Origin of the sequence: Vibrio mexicanus, assembly GCF_001012815.1 — a bacterium.
GTDB lineage: Bacteria > Pseudomonadota > Gammaproteobacteria > Enterobacterales > Vibrionaceae > Vibrio > Vibrio mexicanus.
This window is the reverse complement of record NZ_JYJP01000109.1, coordinates 22,561-44,188: the sequence shown is the minus strand read 5'-3', so window position 1 is coordinate 44,188 and position 21,628 is coordinate 22,561. Positions and strand designations below refer to the sequence as shown.

Below are 21,628 nucleotides of genomic sequence, written 5' to 3'. Positions count from 1 at the left end.
GAATCAATCTCGAACCGACTCAACAGTACTAAAATGGTAACTGTTCTTACCGCTACCTTTGACCTTATACATCGCTTGATCTGCACTATGAACTAAGGCTTCAATGTCGACATTCTCTGCAGGTGCAGTTGCAATACCGACGCTACAGCCCACATGAACTGAGGTACCCCCATGCTGGCAGGGCATATTGGCAAGATCGATCAAATCCAAGGCCAATCGGCGCAACAGTGCGAGATCATTTCTCTGTAACACAAAATAAACGACAAACTCATCGCCCCCGATACGCCCTACCGCTCCGGGAACATTGCTCTCAGCCTGCAAAGTTTGGAATCGCTGCGCCAAAGTTTTAAGCACTAAGTCGCCAGCAGAGTGACCATGGGTATCATTGACGAGCTTGAAGCCATCAAGATCCACCAGCAAGAGCGCTATGTACTGGCCAAAATGACCCGCCTCTTCAATATACTTCTCGCAGCCCAAACGATTTTTTAGTCCTGTTAATGTGTCTTGCTCCGCCATCGTTCGATAGTAGCGTTCCCACTTTTCTAACTGCGCCCGCAGCTCGCGTTCCCGCTCGATTGCTTGATTCGAGTTAGTAATAAAAGTATTTACGCTATGAACCACCACACCAAGCTCGTTATGTTCATTGTGTTTATCGATTGGAATCATTTCCCTGCGCCCCGGAGTAACAGAATACACAGCCTGAGACAAGGCTTTTAATGGATCGCCAACCACACGCTTAAAGACGGCAACCAAAGCAATGACGGTGAGGAAGAACTGGATAAGAATAAATAGAACTTGATCAAAGATCTTACTCAGCGCTTGCCTTTGAAGTACTTTGTGATTGTCATGAATGTAGAGCGTGCCTAAGGGCATACCATCGGTTGGGGAATAGAGTCGATACTTTTTGGCTTTCTCCCAAACATCTTGCTCATCTTCAATCATCATGGTCGAAGCAAAGACCACACCATCATCACTTTCTAATTTAACGGCATCGATCTCTTCATGCAGCAACAAGGATGTAATCACTTCGTCTGCTATCTCTTTATTACTTACATAAAGCGCAATAGCGGCATTGCTCGATAAAGAAAGGGCGAGCTTTTGTTCAAGATCTTTGTGGTTCTTGTCTGCCTGAATGAAACCAATGGGCACCAACAGCAGCAGAATCACAATCAAATAGATCAGTGCCAAAATCGACACGATTTTTAGCAACTGATTCGACAAGGATTGTGAGTGAGGTTTATTCTTCAATTTTAAGGATCACCTTCAGTTCTGAATCCTCAGGAGGCTGATCTGTCATATAACCAATCGCGTTAGCATTCAAAGTCAGCTTCTCAATCAGATCTTGTTGTGTCTCGATTTTTTCAGGCTCACGCATACTTCCTGAGAATTTAAGCCGCGCCCAATAGGCATTCACTTGGCTCTCTCCCATATTGACCACCGCTTTAAAAAAGCGCCCTCGGATATCACCTTCTCTATCAAGCACCTCATCAACATAGACGCCACCAATCGCTTTACGTCGACCAAGATAGAGTTCTGCAACACTGTCTAGTGAGGAAACTTCCAATTGGCTGTCTTTATGAGCAACCACATAGAAGTCCGCGAAAACCGGCATACTCGCCATCAAGGTTAAGAGGAGTAAATATTTCATTCGCCCCCTTAGAAAATAAAGTTTAAGTTGAGTGTATAAACTTGAATATCACTTCCGCTTGCAAATCTATCCACCGAAGCTGCCCACAATCCATAACCAAATGGACTAATCTCGACATGATCAATTTGCGCCTTGAGTGCGATATTCGAGGTCACATCCCAACGCAAACCAAATGAATAAGTCGCTTGGTCTACCCGAACAGCATTAATACCGGCGATACTTGAAGCTTGTAATACCCCAAGATTGGGATCAACAGCGCCCCAATCTGTTTGGGCTGTGTAGACCTCGTTACTCGCATTAAAAACGCCATACATCAGGTAAGGGGTAAACTGGCCAAAGTTGCGACCAATAAGCCCATATCCTCCGTAACCTTGAGGTATTGATTTTTTCTTTGCATTGACTTGGAAAAGCTCAACCTGCGCAGTCCATACACCATCGAAGTAGCCAACAGCAGCCTGAAAGTAATCCAGCTTCTCCCCATCGATCACTAAGTGTTCTGAAATGGCTGCCGCCTCATCGCTGACACCGGGAATACCCAACATCGCTACTTGGCCAATACCTTGTTGCAGTGTTTTGATTGATTCAGACTGATTAACCGTCAATGAGCCTACATGGGCATAGGACAGTTGCCATTTCCAATTATCTTGAATCACATCAAAAGAGAGGCCCAATACTTGTTCGATGTCGGTGCTGAAGCGGTCTTTGGTCAGTGATAGCTCCCCTTCTTCGCTATTACGGCCAAACTGAATTTTGGCTTGCCAGTTGAATTCAGGATTATTCGAGTAATAGGTTGCTCCGACACCATCAAGCGAGTTAAACACCACGCTGCCGTATAACTCTTGCGGCGGCCTTACCCACAAATGGGCGTAATCGATATTACGACTGTTAGCGGCAGCATAGGCATTCACTCCGGCTCGGCCGGCACGAAACTCCCAGTTGGCATTGGGGGTAAAACGCAGAAAAGCCAGTTCAGTTACGGTATCTAAGTTGTGCTTAACGCTGTCATCCAAAACCAATTGAGTAGTGAAGGACCATTTACGATTGAATGTGCCGTCAAGCTGAATACCTAAATTTGAATCCGTCCCGAACGATCCATTATCACTGATGTCTGCGGTGCGGGTGATATCTCTGAGGTAAGCAAGGTCATCTTCGTTCTCGTAGGAGTAACCTAGTGTACCGAAGCCAGAAACTGACCAATCGACAGCAAAACTCGTTATGCTAGTCGTTATAAGAGAGAAGAGGAAAAAGTAGCGTATGACCCAAACTTGAGCATCTCGCCTCATGACATGCCATCCTTTGCAACTCGATCAAGTGAAGAGATTGCTTCTAGCGACAACCAAGAGAGGAATATCAGCGCGTTAAAAGCAACAACCTTGTAATTAGTGTAGCAATAGCACTCAAAAACGAGACAAAAAAACGGCCATCAGGCCGTCTTACTTTTCTAAGATAACAGTGGCCACTGCATAGTGGCGCTCGTCAGATATCGAGAGATGGATATTTTGCACGCCTTTTGATTGTGCAATCGAAGCGGCAACTTGAGATAATTCCAATATGGGGGCACCAGACCCGTCATTGGAGATAATGAAATCATGGAAAGTGACGCCTTTAGCAATGCCAGTTCCAAGGGCTTTTGACGCCGCTTCTTTAACGGCGAAGCGCTTAGCAAGGTAACGCCCTTTTTGCTTTAAGCCCGCATACACAGACATTTCAGACTCTGTCAGAATGCGCGACGCAAATGCGTCGCCATTGCGTTCAAGCGCTTTTTCTATGCGCTCGATTTCTGCGATATCAGTGCCGATTCCAACAATTGCCATGGGTTATTTGCGCGCGGCTTCCATCACAGCTTTCATGTCCGCTACCGCTTTATGCAGGCCATCAAATACTGCTCGGCCAATGATAGAGTGGCCAATGTTAAGCTCGTAAATTTCTGGCAGCGCCGCGATTGGAGCAACGTTGTGATACGTCAGGCCGTGGCCTGCATTGACTGTAATGCCTAGATCATGTGCGTAGCTGGCACCAGCGGCGATCTTCTTAAGCTCATCTTGTTGGTCTTCTTCGGTTTCCGCATCGGCATAATGGCCAGTGTGCAGCTCAATAAATGGCGCTTCACACGCTTTAGCCGCGTCAATTTGCTCGCGGTCAGCATCAATAAACAGAGATACTTTGATGCCTGCTTCGTTAAGCTTTTTAGTTGCCGCTTTCACCTTCTCTAGCTGACCAACCACGTCTAAACCACCTTCAGTGGTCAGTTCTTCACGCTTTTCTGGTACTAGACATACAAACTCAGGTTTAGTCTTAAGCGCGATTTCCACCATCTCATCGGTTACGGCCATCTCAAGGTTCATACGTGTCTGCAACGTCTCGCGTAGAATTCGCACATCGCGATCTAAGATATGGCGGCGATCTTCACGTAGGTGAATCGTGATACCGTCTGCACCCGCACGCTCGGCAATCTCAGCCGCGTGAACTGGGTCTGGGTACTTTGTACCACGTGCATTTCGCAATGTTGCGATGTGATCAATATTAACGCCTAAATAGATTGCGCTCATTTTCCAATACTCCGTGCTTTAGGAAGGCCGACTCTTGAGATAAACAACTCTCGGCTTTTTAAAGGTTTGCCGCCAAGATACGGCTTTAAGGCTATTCGTGTAAAGCGTTTTGCAGCGCTTAACTGCTCTTTCGTGATGAAACGACGCTCACTGATGGCAATCAGCTCATCACCTAAAAATGTCAGATTGTCACGCCTAACAGAGGCGATAAAACCTTTTTGCTCTCTATAACGATACGTCATAGTAGGCTCAATCGGTTCACCCGTACCGGCACAATGCAAAAAATCCACGCCGTACCCTAAAGCCGACAGCACCGCGAGTTCAAAACGTCGTAAAGCCGGTTCAGGGTTGGTGCATTGTGCAAGCTCAGTTAATGCATGTAAGTAATCATGGAAAAGCGCCGGCATAGGCTCTTCAGCCGCGAGTACTCTGCCGACAAGTTCATTCACATACATTGCTGAATAGAGGTTAATGCCTGTTAAGGGTAGCCCCAAGCTGATGGGCTCCGCTTGGCGCAAGGTTTTCATTGAGCCTTTGCCCGACCACTTGAGCAGTAAGGGGGTGAATGGCTGCAATGCACCTTTCAAGGTGGAACGCTTGCTGCGTGCCCCTTTAGACATCAAGGTTAAGCGACCATACTCTTCGCTGAACACGTCAAGAATCAAACTCGATTCGCTATAAGGGCGACGATGCAATACAAAGCATCGCTGTAATCCATCGCTCATTGTTCACCCCTACAGATCGTAAAAGAGAGAGTTTACACTCTCTCTTTTGTTATTCGTACTTAAAAGTAATCGAACGTGAGTTGTCATACTCAGACGAGCTTAAAGGTCGTCAATGTAGCCCAATGAACGCAAGGCACGCTCATCATCAGCCCAACCAGATTTCACTTTAACCCAAGTTTCTAAGTAGACTTTACGGCCAAATAGCTCTTCCATATCAAGCGCGCTTCTCGACCAATCGTCTTGATCTTCTCTCCGCCCTTGCCGATGACCATTTTCTTCTGACCGCTACGTTCAACCAAGATCAGACCATTAATATGGAAACCGTCTGTCTCTGGGTTGTAGTCGAAACGCTCAATCTCTACCGTCACTGAGTATGGCAGCTCATCACCGGTAAAACGCATCAATTTTTCACGCAAGATCTCAGAGGCCATAAAGCGCTGAGAACGATCAGTCACGTACTCTTCAGGAAAGTGATGCGTGGCTTTTGGCAAGTACTCGCGTACGTGCTTGCGCAATACGTCGATGTTTTTGCCGTGTTTAGCAGAGATAGGCACAACATCGACGAAGTCCATCTTCTTAGACATCTCCATCATGTGCAGCATCACATCATTGCGGTCTGACACGTTGTCGACTTTGTTAACACACAACACAACTGGGAAGTTAGACTTCTGCAGTTTAGTCAGTACCATCTCATCATCTGGTGTCCACTGAGTACCATCTACTAGGAAGAATACTAAGTTCACATCACTCAAAGAAGAGTTTGCTGCACGGTTCATCAAACGGTTGATAGCACGCTTTTCTTCAATATGAAGACCTGGAGTATCAACAAAAATGGCTTGGTAATCACCGTCCGTATCGACACCCATAATACGGTGACGAGTGGTCTGTGGCTTACGTGAAGTGATCGAAATCTTTTGCCCTAAAATCTTGTTCAGGAGCGTCGATTTACCCACGTTTGGACGACCTACAATCGCAACGAAACCACAATGTTGGTTCTCTGGGTTGCTCTCTTCTGGGTTAGAAGAGAAGTATGCGTCGATATCGAACTCTGCGTTATCCGCTGAGTTATTGTCTTTTGAATCAGCCATTGGTCAGTTGCTCTAATGCTAGCTCAGCAGCCGCTTGTTCAGCCTTGCGGCGACTGGTACCTTTTCCAATTACAGGCTTTCCTATTCCTGCTACTTCACACGAAACCGTAAACTCTTGGTTGTGTGCTTCACCTTTAATATTAGTCACTGTATAGACAGGAAGCGGTTTTCTTCGACCTTGTAGAAATTCCTGCAATCGTGTCTTCGGGTCTTTTTGCGAGACACCTGGCTGGATCGAATCAAGGCGAGTTTGATACCAGCTAAGAACGATTCGTCTTGTCACCTCAATATCACTATCCAAATAGATAGCGCCAATGATGGCTTCAACGGCATCGGCAAGAATCGAGTCGCGGCGGAAACCACCACTTTTCAATTCGCCTGGACCTAATTTTAAGTAATCTCCTAGTTCGAATTCACGACCTAGCTCAGCCAATGTATTACCGCGAACCAAGGTGGCGCGCATACGACTCATATCACCTTCGTTTACCTTAGGAAAACGGTGATAAAGATCATCAGCAATGACAAAACTTAAAATTGAATCGCCCAGAAATTCAAGACGTTCATTGTGCTTACCGTGCGCACTGCGATGAGTGAGCGCTAGGTGAATAAGGTCAGATTGGTTAAACGTGTAACCAATCTTTCTTTCTAATTTATCAATTGGAGAATTCATACTCTCTCATTAGTTTCGTTTATAACTCTAAGTCGGGATTGTTGCAGCCGCTTAGGCTGCAACTCCTGCTAACTAAAAGTTTAGTTAATACCACCGATGCGGTTGAAACGCACACCCGTTGGAATCCATCCTGGTAGGATGCTGTTTGGATCGCGTTCGAACTCGAAGCTAATCCAAATTGCGACCGCTTTACCGACTAAGTTGCCTTCTGGAACAAAGCCCCAGTAGCGGCTGTCAGCACTGTTGTCGCGGTTATCACCCATCACAAAGTATTGACCTTGTGGGACTACCCACTCGTTTACACCACCACGTGGTTGGTAAGAACCCACACGGTCACGGCGGATCGGGTTAATCAAGATTTGGTGTTCTTGCTCACCAAGTTGCTCGTTGAGCTGAATCATTGGTACGCCGTCTTGAATGAATTCACTCTCAACCACATTATGCAGTTTCACTGGCTTACATACGTTCTCGCCTTGTGGCTGAATACAGATCTCTTTCTTACCGCTGTAACGAACGGTATCACCCGGCAGGCCAACGACGCGCTTGATGTAATCAATGTTTGGTTGAGGTGGGTACTTAAATACCGCAACGTCACCACGCTCAGGCTTGCCCGTTTCCACTAGTTGGTTACGCCAAACCGGATCTTTCAATCCATAAGCGTATTTCTCTACTAGAATGAAATCGCCCACTAACAGCGTTGGCATCATAGAGCCTGATGGGATCTGGAAAGGCTCGTAAATGAACGAACGCAACACCAACACAAACGCAATGACTGGGAAAATCGATACACTGTTCTCTACCCACCAAGGCTGCTGCTGAGCTTTCTCGATAGTTGCTTCATCTAAATCATTGGTTTGATCTTGAGCTTGCTGCAGATTCTGCTGACGCTTTTTCGCCCAAACGAGCTTCTCTAAGGCCCAAACAATACCGGTCACTAGCGTGACTAGAACCAGAATCAGTGAGAATGTATTCGCCATTGACTTCCCTTATCTTAAAAATACGAAAGTGAAAGAGCCGAGACCCTTTCACTTACTAATTATAATTTTGCACTCACTATCCCCTAGATAATTGGTGCTACAGCTAGGCGACAAGCAAGCTCATCCCAATGAGCATAGAAGTCCTATGTGATTTGGGTGAGTTTGCGCTGGCAACAACGCTGTAGCGACAATTATGACGGGGATTAATCTTTACCTACATGCAAGATGGCAAGGAAGGCTTCTTGAGGCAGCTCGACATTACCGATCTGCTTCATACGTTTCTTACCTTCTTTCTGCTTCTTCAGTAGCTTTTTCTTACGGCTCACGTCACCACCGTAACATTTCGCAATTACGTTCTTACGAAGCTGTTTAACGGTAGAACGAGCAATGATGTGGTTACCAATTGCTGCTTGAATCGCAATGTCGAACATCTGGCGAGGAATGAACTCTTTCATCTTCTCAACCAACTGACGGCCACGAGTTTGCGATTGATCTTTGTGAGTAATCATTGCAAGGGCATCAACCGTATCGCCGTTCAATAGTACGTCTACACGAACCATGTTCGATGCTTCAAAGCGCTGGAAGTTGTAATCTAGCGACGCATAACCACGCGAGGTCGACTTCAAGCGATCGAAGAAGTCCAATACAACTTCTGCCATCGGGATATCGTAAGTGACGGCAACTTGGTTACCGTGGTAGACCATATCAACCTGAGTACCACGTTTCTCAACACACAACGTAATCACATTACCCAAGTAATCAGAAGGTACAAGGATATTACAACGAGCGATTGGCTCACGAATCTCTTCGATGTCGTTGATAGCAGGCAGTTTCGCTGGGCTATCTACGTACAGTAGAGTGCCGTCAGTTTTCTCAACTTCATACACTACGGTTGGTGCTGTAGTGATCAGATCAAGATCGTATTCGCGCTCTAGACGCTCTTGGATGATCTCCATGTGAAGCATACCAAGGAAGCCACAACGGAAACCAAAGCCTAGTGCCGCAGAGTTTTCTGGCTCATAGAATAGAGACGCATCGTTTAGGCTTAATTTACCTAGCGCATCACGGAAGCTTTCGTAATCATCTGATGATACTGGGAACAAGCCGGCATAAACCTGAGGTTTTACTTTCTTAAAACCAGGTAGCGCTTCTTCACTGCCACCTTTTGCCAACGTCAGAGTATCACCTACAGGTGCACCTAGGATGTCTTTAATACCACAAACAACCCAGCCTACTTCGCCAGTTTTCAGTTCAGTCGTATCGATCTGTTTCGGCGTAAAGATACCTAGACGGTCTACACCCCAAACTTGACCCGTACTCATCACCTTAATCTTGTCGTTCTTCTTAAGTGTACCGTTCTTGATACGAACCAGTGACACAACGCCAAGGTAGTTATCGAACCATGAGTCGATGATCAGAGCTTGAAGTGGCGCATCAGGATCGCCTTCCGGTGCTGGAATAGCTGAAACGATGTTTTCTAATACATCATCAACACCGATACCTGTTTTCGCACTACAACGCGTCGCTTCCATCGCATCGATACCAACAATCTCTTCGATCTCTTCTGCTACACGCTCAGGATCAGCGGCAGGAAGGTCGATCTTGTTGAGAATTGGCACAACCTCAAGATCCATTTCGATCGCGGTGTAACAGTTTGCCAAAGTCTGAGCTTCTACACCCTGACCTGCGTCGACAACCAACAGCGCACCTTCACAAGCGCCAAAGAACGAGATACCTCGTAGGCGAAGTCAACGTGTCCTGGGGTATCGATGAAGTTCAACTGATAAGTTTCACCGTCTTTGGCGGTGTAGTTTAGCGTCACACTCTGAGATTTGATGGTGATACCACGCTCACGCTCAAGATCCATTGAGTCAAGAACCTGTGCTGCCATTTCACGATCGCTTAATCCACCACATACTTGGATTAGACGGTCTGATAGGGTCGACTTACCGTGGTCGATGTGGGCGATAATCGAAAAGTTACGAATGTGCTTCATGATTTGGGATGACTAAACTCTAAAAATAGGGACATAAGAAAGCCATCATTTGACGGCATTTCAATCAAGTTGGCAGATTCTACCCAATTTCTCTCTTGTGCGCACTAGCTAATTGGATTTCCAAATACGCGGATCAAAGTCACATGGTGAGAATCTTTTGCCTCTAAAGTGTGGGCAACGCGTTTCGATATCATCACACCGAGCGCAATAAAGAGCATTGAGAGAAAAATGACGCTACCTTCGCCACCTCCAAGCCATGGTGCAATCCACCACTGGCCAAGAAGCGCACCCACTAACATCATTATAAGAGGAATAATGTAGACCGTTGCGGCCGATTGAAGAAGATTTCTCTCAGGAAAGCCGATTTCAACCACTTGTCCTTCCGATACAGGTTTATCAGAAGTTAAGTTCCATTGTAATGATTTGTTTCCGACAGCTTTGGAGACAATCCCAGTTCCGCAGCTTTTTTGCGAAGAACAACTGCTGCAACTGGTTTGCTGCTCGCAACTTAACGAGACTCGGTACCCCGATTGAGTTTGTTCAACCGAGGTTACCGTTGCTAATGCCGTCATCATGGCTGAGCCACCGCAGGTGTTTCAAAAACCACAGAGTCGGCGATACGCTTCGCCGTTGCTGGTGGGATATCACCAACGATTGATATCTCACTCTTGCCTTTCACAAAGCTATGCAAGGTGCGGCGACCTTGACGAACAACCTGCCCTTTTAAAGACAAATCATCGCTATCAGAAACATACACAGAAAACGTGAACAGACCATCACTGAACATTTGGCTTTCCACCATACGTTCTGTCATCGCCATCCTGTAACGGTTCAACTCTTTCGGCTCAAACCCTTCAGGGGTCCAACCCACGTTCCAGTATGTATCTTCAACATTACCTTTAGGCAAAGACAATACTTCAGGAAGCGTGACATCATTTAGACGCGTCAGCACATCAGCAATACGCTCATTGACTGAGTAAGAGATGGTGCGATATTGCTCTAGCACTTCTCCGTCACGGTCGACTAAATCGGCACGTAGCGGAAGGCTCGTGTTCTCATCAATCCAAAGGATGTAGGAATAACGCAAGCCATCTTTTGGCACTATACGCAACACCTGACACGCCGTGCCCGCTTCGCGAGAGCGGCCCACATTGACGAAATCATACTGTTCACTCAAATGCTCAATATCGCTGTTCAATAGCGGAATGGTCGGGGCAACCATATTGCCAGATTCGATGGTGAACGGCTCGACACCCGGTTCGATATAGCTTACTTCGCCACCACGACGAATCACTTCACGAACAGGACCACTAAGATATACAAGATGCGCAAGTTGTTGTTCGTCATTTCGAGCATGACGATAAAGGAGAGGTTCTATACTGTTTTTCTTAATTAAGACGTAAGACAACTCATAATTAAGATTTTGACTGGCTTCGTTCATTTGATGCAACAAAGCCTCTGCAGGTACTGGCTCTGCAAAGGCTAACGTTGAGTTCAAACCGAACAGTGCCAGCGCACTGATCAGGATTTTTTTCATTCAACTACCGGTTCGATAACACTCTGGTTTGGGTTACCTTCACTGTTTAGTCTCAATTGTAACTCATAATCTTGAAGCATGGCGTTAATACGACGACGTTGCTCTTGAACGTTCGCCTCGCTCAATTCTGTGCTTCGATTAGAAACTGTATCACGGGTCAAGCTTACAGGTTCTGCGCTTCCCGCAAATGGAATGGTTTGTAGCACTGGGATTTGGTCACGCTCTGCTTGAGACGCTTCACTACCACCATACTGTTGTACACCCAGAATAACGGCCATTGACACACACGCTGCAACAGCAACTTGTCCAAACTGGGACAACCAAGCTGGAAGCTGTCTTCTTGCTTGTGAAGGTGTAGGCTGTGACTCAACCTTAGCTTCTTGAAGGTCAACGACATTAGTCTGTGGTAGTGGATTGTGCGCAGGTTCATTTTCCAACGCTAACGCGACGCTTTCAGCGATATTCCACTCAGGTTTTTCAGGGGCATCACCACGCATCACATCGCCGATGAGATGATAGTTCTTCCACGCTTCCAACCCTGATTGATCTTGCTCTAATTCTGAAATTAGTGCTTTATCAACCAACTCTCCATCCATGAGTGCTGAAAGTTTTTCTTTGTCAGCCATTCTTTTCACCATAACTCGCTTTCATACCGTTATTGACGTTAGCGCTGCATAAGAGGTTTGATTCTCTTTTCAACCGCTTCACGGGCTCGGAAGATACGCGAACGTACCGTTCCTACAGGGCAATCCATTACTTCTGCGATTTCTTCATAACTCAAGCCGTCTAGCTCTCGTAAAGTCATCGCGGTTTTTAAATCTTCAGGTAGTGCTTCTATTGCACTGAAAACCACTTGTTTCAACTCGTTGGACAACGTTAAGTTCTCAGGGTTCGAAATTTCTTTCAGTGCACTACCGGTTTCGTAATATTCAGCTTCTTCAGCATCAACATCTGTTGCTGGTGGCCTACGGCCTTGGGCAACAAGGTGATTTTTAGCGGTATTGACAGCGATTCGATATAACCAAGTATAAAAGGCACTTTCGCCTCGGAAACTTGGAATCGCACGATACGCCTTAATGAACGCTTCTTGTGCAACGTCTGCGACGTCGCCGGAATTGCTCACATACCGAGAAATAAGATTGCAAACTTTGTTTTGGTAACGCAAAACTAAAAGATTAAATGCTTGCTTATCCCACTCTGAACTCGCTCAATCAATACTTGATCGGTCAGCTGCTCGTTCATTCGAGCGTATTCTCCTATTTGTTTTTACTCAGCTTTTCACAAAGGTGAGTACTATTTATGCACAATGTAGTATTGACACCACTGCCTACATGAGCACTATTGTGACCCAGCAGTGAAAGGAAAGTTCAAAACTTTCTCAAAAAATTCACTTTTTATTTTGGACAGTGTGATATCGCCACATTTATTCGTTATCCAGATTCTGGGGATGAAAATGACGAAAAGCAATGTTATTAACAAAGTAATGTATTAAAGCTAGTGGTATAGTTGAAATTAAAACACGTGAAAACGTGTTCGTTGCATTAAAGATTGCACTGCAAGAGTTGAGCACTCTCGAGCGTGTTAACCTTTCGAGCTGATTTGCAGCACTTGGTGGGAAACAAACCACAAAAGGTCACCACGCTCTAATTTAATTCAGGATTTTAAAAGTTTTATGAACGCAAACCGTGAACATCAATGTGATGTGTTAGTGGTAGGGAGCGGCGCTGCAGGTTTATCCTTGGCCTTGCGTGTCGCAGAGCATGGCAAGGTTATCGTATTGAGCAAAGGCCCAAGAAGCGAAGGGGCAACCTATTACGCTCAAGGTGGTATTGCCGCGGTATTCGATGAGTCAGATAGCATCGAGTCGCATGTCGAAGATACACAGATTGCCGGTGGCGATATCTGTGAAGAAGAAACCGTTAAGTTTATTGCTGAAAACGCCAAGGAGTGTGTGCAGTGTTGATTGATGGCGGCGTTCCTTTTGACAGAGAAGAAAACGACACTGATGAAGCGCCACGTTATCACCTAACGCGAGAAGGCGGTCACAGTCATCGACGCATTCTGCATGCCGCCGATGCAACGGGCATGGCGATGCAAACGTCTCTCCAAGACAACGTTCATAATCATCCAAACATTGAAATCTTCGAACGTCACAACGCGCTTGATCTCATCACTGAAGACAAAATTGGCGGCAATAAGAATAAAGTCATCGGCGCCTACATTTGGAACCGCAACCAAGAGCACGTAGAAACCGTACGCGCGAAATTTGTTGTGTTAGCAACAGGCGGTGCTTCCAAAGTCTACCAATATACATCTAACCCAGACGTCTCCTCTGGCGATGGTATTGCAATGGCATGGCGTGCAGGTTGCCGCGTTGCCAACTTGGAATTCAACCAATTCCACCCAACTTGTCTATTCCACCCTGAAGCGCGTAACTTCCTTCTTACCGAAGCCTTGCGTGGTGAGGGAGCGTACTTAAGACGCCCAGACGGTTCACGTTTCATGTCTGACTTCGATGAAAGAGCTGAACTTGCTCCACGTGACGTCGTGGCACGTGCAATCGACTTTGAAATGAAGCGCTTGGGCGCAGATTGCATGTATTTAGACATCAGCCATAAGCCTGCTGATTTTATCGAAAAGCACTTCCCAACCATTCACATGCGTTTGCAAGACTTGGGCATCGATATGACTAAGGAGCCGATCCCTATCGTTCCTGCCGCTCACTATACCTGTGGTGGTGTGATGGTGAATCAGCAAGGCCAGACCGACCTCAAGCAGCTCTATGCGATTGGTGAAGTGAGCTACACCGGCCTACACGGTGCGAACCGTATGGCATCGAACTCTTTGCTGGAGTGTGTGGTTTATGCGTGGTCTGCTGCGAAGGACATCGTCAAACTGATTGGCAATGCTGAAATGCCACCAAGTTTGCCTGCTTGGGATGAAAGCCAAGTTAGCTGTTCAGATGAAGAAGTCATTATTCAGCATAACTGGCATGAGCTACGCCTGTTTATGTGGGATTACATGGGTATCGTTCGCACAGATAAGCGTCTTGAACGGGCATTGCGCCGCATTCAAATGCTGCAGCAAGAAACGCACGAGTATTACAGCAACTTTAGAGTTTCGAACAACCTGCTTGAGCTGCGTAACCTACTGCAAGTGGCAGAGCTCATGGTACGCTGCGCCATGCAACGTAAAGAGAGCCGAGGCTTGCACTACACCTTAGATTATCCTAACCGCGCAGAGCAAAGTGGGCCAACAATCTTAACCCCTGAAAAGTAACGGTTCACACCAACACATCAAAAAGGAGCGGTCATCGCTCCTTTTCTTTGCCTGACATTCAGCCTTGTTCAGTTATTCCTGCTTATTCATCCTAGAGATGACCTTAATCAATCGATAGTCTGATTCGGGTAAGCTGTCTCGCCACAAAGTAAATCGATGACCGTTACTCATAGTAATCACCACAAACCAATATCCGCAATGCTCAAAAGTGCGAGTAACATTGAATGTCTGATCTTGGTACTTAAACTCGCCAGTGCGAGACAATGAGAACGAGCCTTCAATGGCGGGAGGCGTTAAGGAATTAAAACAACAACAGTAAATGAGAGCGAGTGAAAGAAGTAAAGCAGGCAGAGGGGCTAATGGAGAGGTGACAATCGCCCATATTGCTAGCAACAGGAGTAGTAGGCTAGCAATACGAGCGTTAGATGAAGTCCGGCAGTGGAAACTATCGAACTTTGCTGAGGTTATGAGCGACAATCTTATCCACCATGGCGGCATGGCCAAGGTTTTCGCTTCGACCGTGCCCCATGACCCAGGTAAATAGATCCGGATCATCGCACTCTAGTAGCGAAACGAAATCACGTTGTTCATTATCTTGTAGTGACTCAAAACACTCTTCGAAAAAAGGCATAATGACGACATCAAGCTCAAGCATCCCTCTTCGGCATGCCCACTTGATACGAGCTTTGTCTTCTGCAGTGTACATGGTATTCCTCACCTGATGTTTCTGTAACTATAAGCGGAGTGTATCAATCTAAGCGCCAGTCCACTACTGCACCAGTCACAGTCCCTTTGCTTGATAGCAAAAACTTGTCAAAAAGTCCTTCAAGTCCACAAATAACAAAGGGTTTATCGCTTTTCAAAACGGGCTATTTCCTCCGATTCTTAGATATATTGATAATCTCAGTCGCTCACTCTTGAGCTTTGTGACCTATCCGCTTTAACATAAGCCATCGCCAATTGATTAAAAGGTTTCAACATGGAATGGCAAAACGAATTCACACAACTTGAGATTGCACACGATCAGCAACTTCCGGCTCTGATGCTTGCTCATTTACCATCTTGGGGCGCAATCGAAATGCAAGGTGATGACAAAAAGTCTTACCTTCAAGGCCAAGTCACCTGCGATGTCGTGACTCTACCTGCTGAAGAATCCACATTAGGTGCTCATTGTGATGCAAAAGGTAAGGTTTGGAGCCTGTTTCGCCTTTTCAACCACAACGGTGGCTATGGGATGTTTCAACCAAAATCTGCGATTGAAGCTGAACTCACTGAACTAAAGAAATACGCTATTTTCTCTAAGGTGACGATTGAATCAAGCAGCGATGTGGCGCTAGGTGTCATGGGTTTGGAAGCCAACGATTTTGTTGATGCTCTGTCTGATGCCCGAAGCGATGTTCGTAATATCGATGGTGGCACAGCCGTTAAAATTGAAGACAATCGCTGGCTGCTACTCATCAATCAAGATGCTGCTACTTCGCTGATAAGCGACTTCTCAGGTGAAAAAGTTTCTGAATCTGCTTGGGACTACTTTGATATTCAAGCGGCCTTGCCAGCAGTGACTCAACAAGAGCAGATCCAACATATTCCACAAGCACTGAATCTACAAGCAACCGGAGGCATTAGCTTCACGAAAGGCTGCTACACCGGCCAAGAGACCGTCGCTCGTGCAAAATATCGTGGCACTAATAAGCGCTCAACATTCATCGTTCGCGGTTCAACTTCCGCTCCACTAGATAGCGACAGTGTTGAACTTGAACGTGCCGTGGGTGAAAACTGGCGTTCGGCAGGCTCTCTATTGAACATATTTAACTTTAGTGACAACCAAGCTATTGGATTGGTCGTGCTGCCGAATAACCTTGAAGCCGACACTCAGCTTCGCCTAAAAGATCAACCAGACTCAAGCTGGAGAATCGAAGCCCTTCCTTACTCACTCACCGATGACTAGGTTTTGAGTTTTGATGAGTAAGTTTTGATGACTATGTTTGCTACAAAAATCACTCAGTTCCTTGACTCACAAGGCGTGAGCTACACACTGCTGCCGCACCAAACGGCGGCAGTGTCGATTGAAGATGCCGCTAGACAGCGTGGTATCCGAACCAGCCAAATGGTTAAGTCGATGCTGCTGCGGGATATGGGCGGTATGATTGCGCTCGCGTGCTGCCCTGGCAATCGTTCTGTTGATCCGAAAAAAGTCAGAGCGACACTAGACTGCCGCCGGATGACTTGCGTTGAGAAGGAACAAGTTGAGCCACTGACGGGTTACAAAATTGGGACAGTCGCTCCCTTGCTTCTTAAACGTCATATGCCAATTCTGTTCGACCATTCCATCAAAGACGAAGACTGCATCACCATAAGCAGTGGCGATCGCCTTGCGGGAATTGCATTACATCGTGAAGATCTTACTCAGCTATGTACCCCAATTTGGGCTGACATCTGCAAAATGTAACCACATATTACAACAAAGAGTGAACAAGATCGCACAAGCAACAGGATTGGGTTAAATTTTTATTCACAAAGAAAACATAAATAGTCATAGGTGTTTTTTTGGGCTATGCTGAATCTGTTGGTAAAATTTCGCTTGGCACTTGTCATGTCGGCGATGCAAGGTAAGTGACTGCTACTTAACCTTGAAATCCTTCACCAACAAAAAAAGTGAATCCACTGATTGTTTCAGGACATCCACTTTTTGTGTAATGCATCTGTGACTATTCGCCCGCCACTAAAGCGGGCTTTTTTTTGTTACTTTTCTAACTAAGAAATAACAACTTAAACTTTCCCAGATAAAAATCTCGTCTATTCTTACTTTTGTCACATTCATCTGTCTTACTATGTCGCAGCCAAGTTCCACATACAGAACAAATTTGAGGTAACAATCACACTCAGTTAGGGATTTGACTGGTTTTCTGTCTACAACAGCACAAATATCCAATCTGATTAGTAAAGACTGCATGAACCTCCAGCAATATCACAAAAAAATCGCCGGGGTTTTCGTACAATTAGCGGTGCTAGGTAATAACAAGGACACACTATATGAGACTGTTTAAGCGCTATATTCCAGGAATGATAGCTAAGCATGTAAGTCGTCTTTTTAAGGGAAGAATCTATATCAACGGAGTCGGTAAGTTTGAGTTTGATAACGGAAAGTTAATACTTCCAGAGCGTGCGGAAAAGCGTCATTTCCAAGCAGTAAAAGAAATTAATCAAGAAATCATGAAACTACGCTGCGCATACGCTTAAACACAACAGAATTAGAAAAGGGTTGGCATTGCCAACCCTTTTTACTTTCTCAAACCTAATTCGGCTCTATACCAAGCCTTTAGTGCGAGCTTTCGCCAGTTCCGGAAGCTGCCCCTTGAGCCCCAGTGCTCGCTTCATAATTTCATCTTTCGCACCAGGTAATGTTCCAACCAAGCTCATGCCAATCCCACGGATCAGTTTCTTGGCAGGGTTGTCACCAGCAAACAGATCTTTGAAGCCTTGCATCGCCGCAATCATCTTAGCGGCTTCAGCCTTGCGCCAGCGCTCATAGTTTCTTAGGTTGCGCTTAGAGCCAATATCTTGCCCTTCTTGCCATAATACCATCACCTCTTGAGCCAAACTGGCGGCATCAAGCAGGCCAAGGTTCACACCCTGCCCAGCTAGCGGGTGAATGGTATGCGCGGCATCACCAACCAGCGCAATGCGTTCAACCGCGAAGTCTCTGGCGTAACGCATCTTCAAAGGAAACGCAAAACGCTCTCCCTCAACCCGCGATAAACCCAACTTAACATCAAATTCTGCCGTTAATGATTTATTAAACTCTTCTTCTGGCATAGCAACTAAGCGCTCTGCTCGTGAAGGGTCGGTCGACCAAACGATAGAACTTAAATTAGATTCACCTAACGGCAGAAATGCCAGCGGCCCTTGCGGTGTGAACACCTGTCTTGCGACCGATTCATGCGGTTCATCAGTGCGCACGTTGGCAACAATAGCACTGTGGCCATAGTCCCAATGGGTAAGTGGGATATCCGCTTGCTTGCGGACCCAAGAGTTTGCACCGTCAGCGCCAACGACTAACTTCGCCGTAATCGAGTGACCATTGTCTAAGGTTAACCAGGCTTCACTTTCACCTATCGCCATAGTTTGACAACGAGCAGGCATAAACAGGGAAACATTCTGCAACTGCTGAACCTGATCAAGCAGAGCCAGTTGGATGACTCGGTTTTCAACGATGTGGCCTAAATCAGGCTGTGCGAACTGTTGGGCGTCAAACTCTATTCGCGCGAAGCTGTCTTGCTCCCACACTTCCATTGCGCGGTAAGGTGAAGCTCGGCGTTCCATAATGCCCTGCCAAGCGCCTAAGTTACGAAGTAGCACTTCGCTTGAACGGCTTAGGGCGGATACACGCACATCTGGGAGAGCAACCAAAGATTGCTCAGGCGCTTTGCCTTCAATTACCGCAACACGAATATCACTATCTTTAAACGCTGCGGCCAAAGCTAGGCCGACCATCCCGCCACCAACGATAGCAATATCTACACTTTGCATCATGACAATTAAACCTTTTAAAAATGACTCGATTAGCGCTCAACAATACCCAAAGTGCGCTTAATCAGCGGCGACTTGAGTTGTGGCAGATTATCCATAGTAAATAGCGCTAAATTTCTACCCAAGCGCATGGCGGTAGATCATTGGAAAATATATGAACCATAGACGACGTGAGCGAAATAGTATTGGCCCTATCGGACTGTCTGCGCTCGCGAAAACTTGATAGCACCCCATACTGACCGGCATCTTGAGGAGACTTCACAATCTGTTCAGCAAGCGTAGCCACATCTCGAATACCTAAGTTAAACCCTTGACCTGCGATTGGGTGAAGGGTTTGTGCCGCATTCCCGACAATAGCAAAACGATGAGACACATTTTGCTCGCGATGACGCAGAATCAGAGGGTAACTCGCTTTCTCCCCCACTTTGGTCAATTTGCCCAAGCGCCATCCAAATGCACTTTGCAGTTCCTGCAAAAACACCTCTTCGTCGAGTGACATCACCGTTTGGGCAAACTCTGGTGGCAAGCACCAAACCAAAGATAAGCGATTATCGCTCATCGGCAGCAAAGCTAATGGGCCATGTTCAGTGAAACGTTCAAACGCGCGGTTGCCGTGACTCTGTTCACTGCAAATATTCGCAATGACAGCGACTTGCTCAAAATCATGCTCGCGCATCTCAATACCAACCTGCGAACAGCAAGTTGAAATCGCACCATCGGCGGCTACGAGTAGCTTACTCGTCAGTAATTCACCGCTCGCTAAGGTAATAGATACCGTTTCTTGGGTTCTTTCTACGCTAGCGACAGAATCAGGGCAAAACAACGTAATGTTATCTGTCGCATCCGCTTTCTGTTGGTAGATACGGCCTACATCTGCCAATTCAACGACATAGCCTAGCGCATTCACCCCCAGTTCTGGAGCGGAAATATCTGTCATGCCAGCATGCGCGCGGTCAGAAACGTGAATGTCGTTGATGGCCGTTGCAACAGGCTCAATGTCTTGCCACAAAGACCAACTTTTCAGAAGATTAACCGTGCCGTAAGACAGTGCAATGGAGCGAGAATCAAAACCGGGATGGGTCTGATGATCCACTTGATAAGCTTCAACGACCGCTATCGATAAGCGACCTTCGCTTAACTTATCCAACGCTAGTGCTAGCGTCATCCCTGCCATTGCGCCACCAGCAATAACGACATCAAACTGCTTCATGCTTTCTACCCAGTTTTGTACTGCTCAAAGTTTTATAGTGCGAAAAGAAAAAGGTTAGTGAATCGTCGTCGACGCTTCAGCAGTTGGCCTTGCACCAAACTCGGCATGAATGGTCAAAGCACACGCTTTAACATGCTCAATCACCTGCTCAAGCAGCTGGGCTTGCTCTTCCATGTCATCATCTTCATCGATACCTAGCTTGGCGATCTCTTCTAAGTCTGCCAAGGCTTCTTTCGTCTCTTTCGACGCTTTCTTGATGTCGGCACCAATTAAACCAAGACCAGAAATATAGTGGTTAACCCAATCCGCAACGCCATCTGCTAAATCGAATAGGCTTGCACTCGCTTCTTCATCTGGAAGCAGCAAAGAAATTTCCATGCCTGTACCTGTCACTTCAAGCGTCGTTGTCGCAAGGATAGTTTTGGCAAACTCCAGTGACGCCTTCGGCCAGCCCATACCATCATTGGTGTAATCAAATAATACGGCCTGCCAGCTTTCATCATTCAGCTTCAAGCCGCCACTCAGCATGCCTGTCAATAAGCCATGAAGCTCAGACGGGTTCACCGCTAAGCCTGCAGATTGCAATTCAGTCGCTACAACAAGGTAATCAGGAAGTGTTGTTTCACTCATGGGAAAGCCTTTCATGTTTTAAGTCGCTCAATCCTACCATTTCACCCTCACGGCGAAAATGGCGATGTTAGTAATTGTGGATAGCAAATACTCAAATTGCCCAATTACTGTGTGGTCAAACTCTGATTTGTGTCACTTCGTTGTGAAAAGCTTGAATCTTATAATCGCATTACCTATAGTTTCCTCCTCGGTGGTCGCGTATCATGGTCACCATGGAATGGCGCGTAAAGAGTTCATAGGTAATGAGTAATCAAGCGGTTGAAGTTGAAATTTTAGGCAAACTCACACGAGTTAACTGCCCTGCAGGTCAAGAAGAATCATTGATTAATGCGGCTCAACACCTTGATGAAAAACTGAAAGAGTTAACCTCCCGAACCAAAGTCACCAATGAAGTTCAATTGTTGACAATTACCGCCTTAAACTTTTGCTATGAGCTTCAATCGGTAAACCGTGATGGCGAGCAAAAGCAACAAGATTTAAGTGACAGACTCAGTCTGCTCACAGCATCACTCGATGATGCATTAAGTAAAGTAAAACGTTCGAGCGACTAAACTTACTTAACCACAAAATTTACCCTGGGGTGTGCGTCAGCTGGATTTAAGTCCCTGAGCCGATAAGCAATACATTAGGGTTAGTACTTGATGACTATTGAGCATGCTCGGCTCGTACCGAGAAGCCTACGGTCACCATTGCTGATCCGCCTTGAACCAGCTGGTTCAAGGGCCACAATCCTCAACGGCACTCTGGGGTATCCCTTTCAAGTGATTTAGAACTCGCCGCTTTTAACTA

Annotated in this window: 19 protein-coding genes, 1 other RNA gene and 5 pseudogenes; 6 read left to right on the top strand and 19 right to left on the bottom strand. The window is 46.3% G+C overall.

Going from position 1 to position 21,628, the window contains the following annotated elements; genetic code table 11:
• Positions 1–3: 3 nt before the first annotated feature.
• The 14 genes and pseudogenes from UA76_RS16530 to rpoE all read right to left on the bottom strand — a co-directional run bounded on the left by UA76_RS16530 (position 4) and on the right by rpoE (position 12,432).
• A complete protein-coding gene (locus UA76_RS16530; protein ID WP_047048426.1) occupies positions 4–1,248 on the bottom strand; it encodes a GGDEF domain-containing protein in 1,245 nt (414 codons plus the stop codon).
• Positions 1,238–1,648 (bottom strand): hypothetical protein, encoded by a 411-nt coding sequence (locus UA76_RS16525; protein WP_047048421.1) that lies wholly within the window; start codon positions 1,646–1,648, stop codon positions 1,238–1,240. Before UA76_RS16525 ends, UA76_RS16530 begins: the two co-directional genes overlap by 11 nt.
• A gap of 8 nt (positions 1,649–1,656) precedes the next feature.
• Positions 1,657–2,931: a hypothetical protein gene (locus UA76_RS16520; RefSeq protein WP_047048418.1), complete on the bottom strand. Its 1,275-nt coding sequence runs from the start codon at positions 2,929–2,931 to the stop codon at positions 1,657–1,659.
• 150 nt (positions 2,932–3,081) lie between these two features.
• Positions 3,082–3,462 (bottom strand): holo-ACP synthase, encoded by a 381-nt coding sequence (gene acpS / locus UA76_RS16515; protein ID WP_047048416.1) that lies wholly within the window; start codon positions 3,460–3,462, stop codon positions 3,082–3,084.
• Between the two features lie 3 nt (positions 3,463–3,465).
• Positions 3,466–4,197, bottom strand: a complete 732-nt coding sequence (gene pdxJ, locus UA76_RS16510) for a pyridoxine 5'-phosphate synthase (protein WP_047048413.1) — start codon at positions 4,195–4,197, stop codon at positions 3,466–3,468.
• The gene (gene recO / locus UA76_RS16505) at positions 4,194–4,922 is read right to left on the bottom strand and encodes a DNA repair protein RecO (RefSeq protein WP_047048410.1); all 729 of its coding nucleotides are present in this window, start codon (positions 4,920–4,922) and stop codon (positions 4,194–4,196) included. The genes pdxJ and recO overlap by 4 nt, the downstream gene beginning before the upstream one ends.
• Positions 4,923–5,021: 99 nt before the next feature.
• Positions 5,022–6,010, bottom strand: a pseudogene (gene era / locus UA76_RS16500) (GTPase Era).
• Positions 6,003–6,680, bottom strand: a complete 678-nt coding sequence (rnc, locus tag UA76_RS16495) for a ribonuclease III (protein WP_047048407.1) — start codon at positions 6,678–6,680, stop codon at positions 6,003–6,005. Before rnc ends, era begins: the two are co-directional and overlap by 8 nt.
• Before the next feature lie 80 nt (positions 6,681–6,760).
• Positions 6,761–7,657, bottom strand: coding sequence for a signal peptidase I (lepB, locus tag UA76_RS16490; protein WP_047048403.1), 897 nt, complete (start codon positions 7,655–7,657; stop codon positions 6,761–6,763).
• 203 nt (positions 7,658–7,860) lie between these two features.
• A pseudogene (gene lepA / locus UA76_RS16485) lies at positions 7,861–9,653 on the bottom strand (translation elongation factor 4).
• A gap of 104 nt (positions 9,654–9,757) precedes the next feature.
• Positions 9,758–10,228, bottom strand: coding sequence for a SoxR reducing system RseC family protein (locus tag UA76_RS16480; RefSeq protein WP_047048401.1), 471 nt, complete (start codon positions 10,226–10,228; stop codon positions 9,758–9,760).
• Positions 10,225–11,190, bottom strand: coding sequence for a sigma-E factor regulatory protein RseB (rseB, locus tag UA76_RS16475; protein WP_047048398.1), 966 nt, complete (start codon positions 11,188–11,190; stop codon positions 10,225–10,227). Before rseB ends, UA76_RS16480 begins: the two co-directional genes overlap by 4 nt.
• Positions 11,187–11,816, bottom strand: a complete 630-nt coding sequence (locus UA76_RS16470) for an RseA family anti-sigma factor (protein ID WP_047048396.1) — start codon at positions 11,814–11,816, stop codon at positions 11,187–11,189. The genes rseB and UA76_RS16470 overlap by 4 nt, the downstream gene beginning before the upstream one ends.
• A gap of 38 nt (positions 11,817–11,854) precedes the next feature.
• A pseudogene (rpoE, locus tag UA76_RS16465) lies at positions 11,855–12,432 on the bottom strand (RNA polymerase sigma factor RpoE).
• Between the two features lie 430 nt (positions 12,433–12,862).
• On the opposite strand from rpoE, the pseudogene nadB reads away from it, so the two are divergent.
• Positions 12,863–14,469 (top strand): annotated as a pseudogene (nadB, locus tag UA76_RS16460) (L-aspartate oxidase).
• A 72-nt stretch (positions 14,470–14,541) separates the two neighbouring features.
• Here the strand turns inward: nadB and UA76_RS23715 are convergent.
• Both UA76_RS23715 and UA76_RS16455 read right to left on the bottom strand, forming a co-directional pair.
• Positions 14,542–14,946 (bottom strand): protein YgfX, encoded by a 405-nt coding sequence (locus tag UA76_RS23715; protein ID WP_157617661.1) that lies wholly within the window; start codon positions 14,944–14,946, stop codon positions 14,542–14,544.
• On the bottom strand, positions 14,915–15,175 hold the full coding sequence (locus tag UA76_RS16455; protein WP_047048393.1) for an FAD assembly factor SdhE: 261 nt from the start codon (positions 15,173–15,175) through the stop codon (positions 14,915–14,917). The genes UA76_RS23715 and UA76_RS16455 overlap by 32 nt, the downstream gene beginning before the upstream one ends.
• Before the next feature lie 273 nt (positions 15,176–15,448).
• Here UA76_RS16455 and ygfZ point away from each other — a divergent pair, with 273 nt between their 5' ends.
• The 3 genes from ygfZ to UA76_RS16440 all read left to right on the top strand — a co-directional run bounded on the left by ygfZ (position 15,449) and on the right by UA76_RS16440 (position 17,709).
• Positions 15,449–16,417: a tRNA-modifying protein YgfZ gene (ygfZ, locus tag UA76_RS16450; RefSeq protein ID WP_047048390.1), complete on the top strand. Its 969-nt coding sequence runs from the start codon at positions 15,449–15,451 to the stop codon at positions 16,415–16,417.
• Between the two features lie 27 nt (positions 16,418–16,444).
• On the top strand, positions 16,445–16,918 hold the full coding sequence (locus UA76_RS16445) for an aminoacyl-tRNA deacylase (protein ID WP_047048386.1): 474 nt from the start codon (positions 16,445–16,447) through the stop codon (positions 16,916–16,918).
• Positions 16,919–17,502: 584 nt separating this feature from the next.
• A complete protein-coding gene (locus UA76_RS16440; RefSeq protein WP_047048383.1) occupies positions 17,503–17,709 on the top strand; it encodes a DUF1107 domain-containing protein in 207 nt (68 codons plus the stop codon).
• A gap of 66 nt (positions 17,710–17,775) precedes the next feature.
• On the opposite strand, the gene UA76_RS16435 is transcribed toward UA76_RS16440, so the two are convergent.
• The 3 genes and pseudogenes from UA76_RS16435 to UA76_RS16425 form a co-directional block, all read right to left on the bottom strand.
• A complete protein-coding gene (locus UA76_RS16435; RefSeq protein ID WP_047048380.1) occupies positions 17,776–19,002 on the bottom strand; it encodes an FAD-dependent 2-octaprenylphenol hydroxylase in 1,227 nt (408 codons plus the stop codon).
• Positions 19,003–19,031: 29 nt separating this feature from the next.
• Positions 19,032–20,209: pseudogene (gene ubiH, locus UA76_RS16430) on the bottom strand (2-octaprenyl-6-methoxyphenyl hydroxylase).
• 54 nt (positions 20,210–20,263) lie between these two features.
• Entirely contained in the window at positions 20,264–20,839 is a 576-nt protein-coding gene (locus UA76_RS16425; protein ID WP_047048701.1) for a YecA/YgfB family protein, read from the bottom strand.
• A 242-nt stretch (positions 20,840–21,081) separates the two neighbouring features.
• On the opposite strand from UA76_RS16425, the gene UA76_RS16420 reads away from it, so the two are divergent.
• Both UA76_RS16420 and ssrS read left to right on the top strand, forming a co-directional pair.
• Positions 21,082–21,390: a cell division protein ZapA gene (locus UA76_RS16420; protein ID WP_047048377.1), complete on the top strand. Its 309-nt coding sequence runs from the start codon at positions 21,082–21,084 to the stop codon at positions 21,388–21,390.
• A gap of 18 nt (positions 21,391–21,408) precedes the next feature.
• Positions 21,409–21,593, top strand: a non-coding RNA gene (ssrS, locus tag UA76_RS23150) — 6S RNA.
• Positions 21,594–21,628 lie beyond the last annotated feature (35 nt).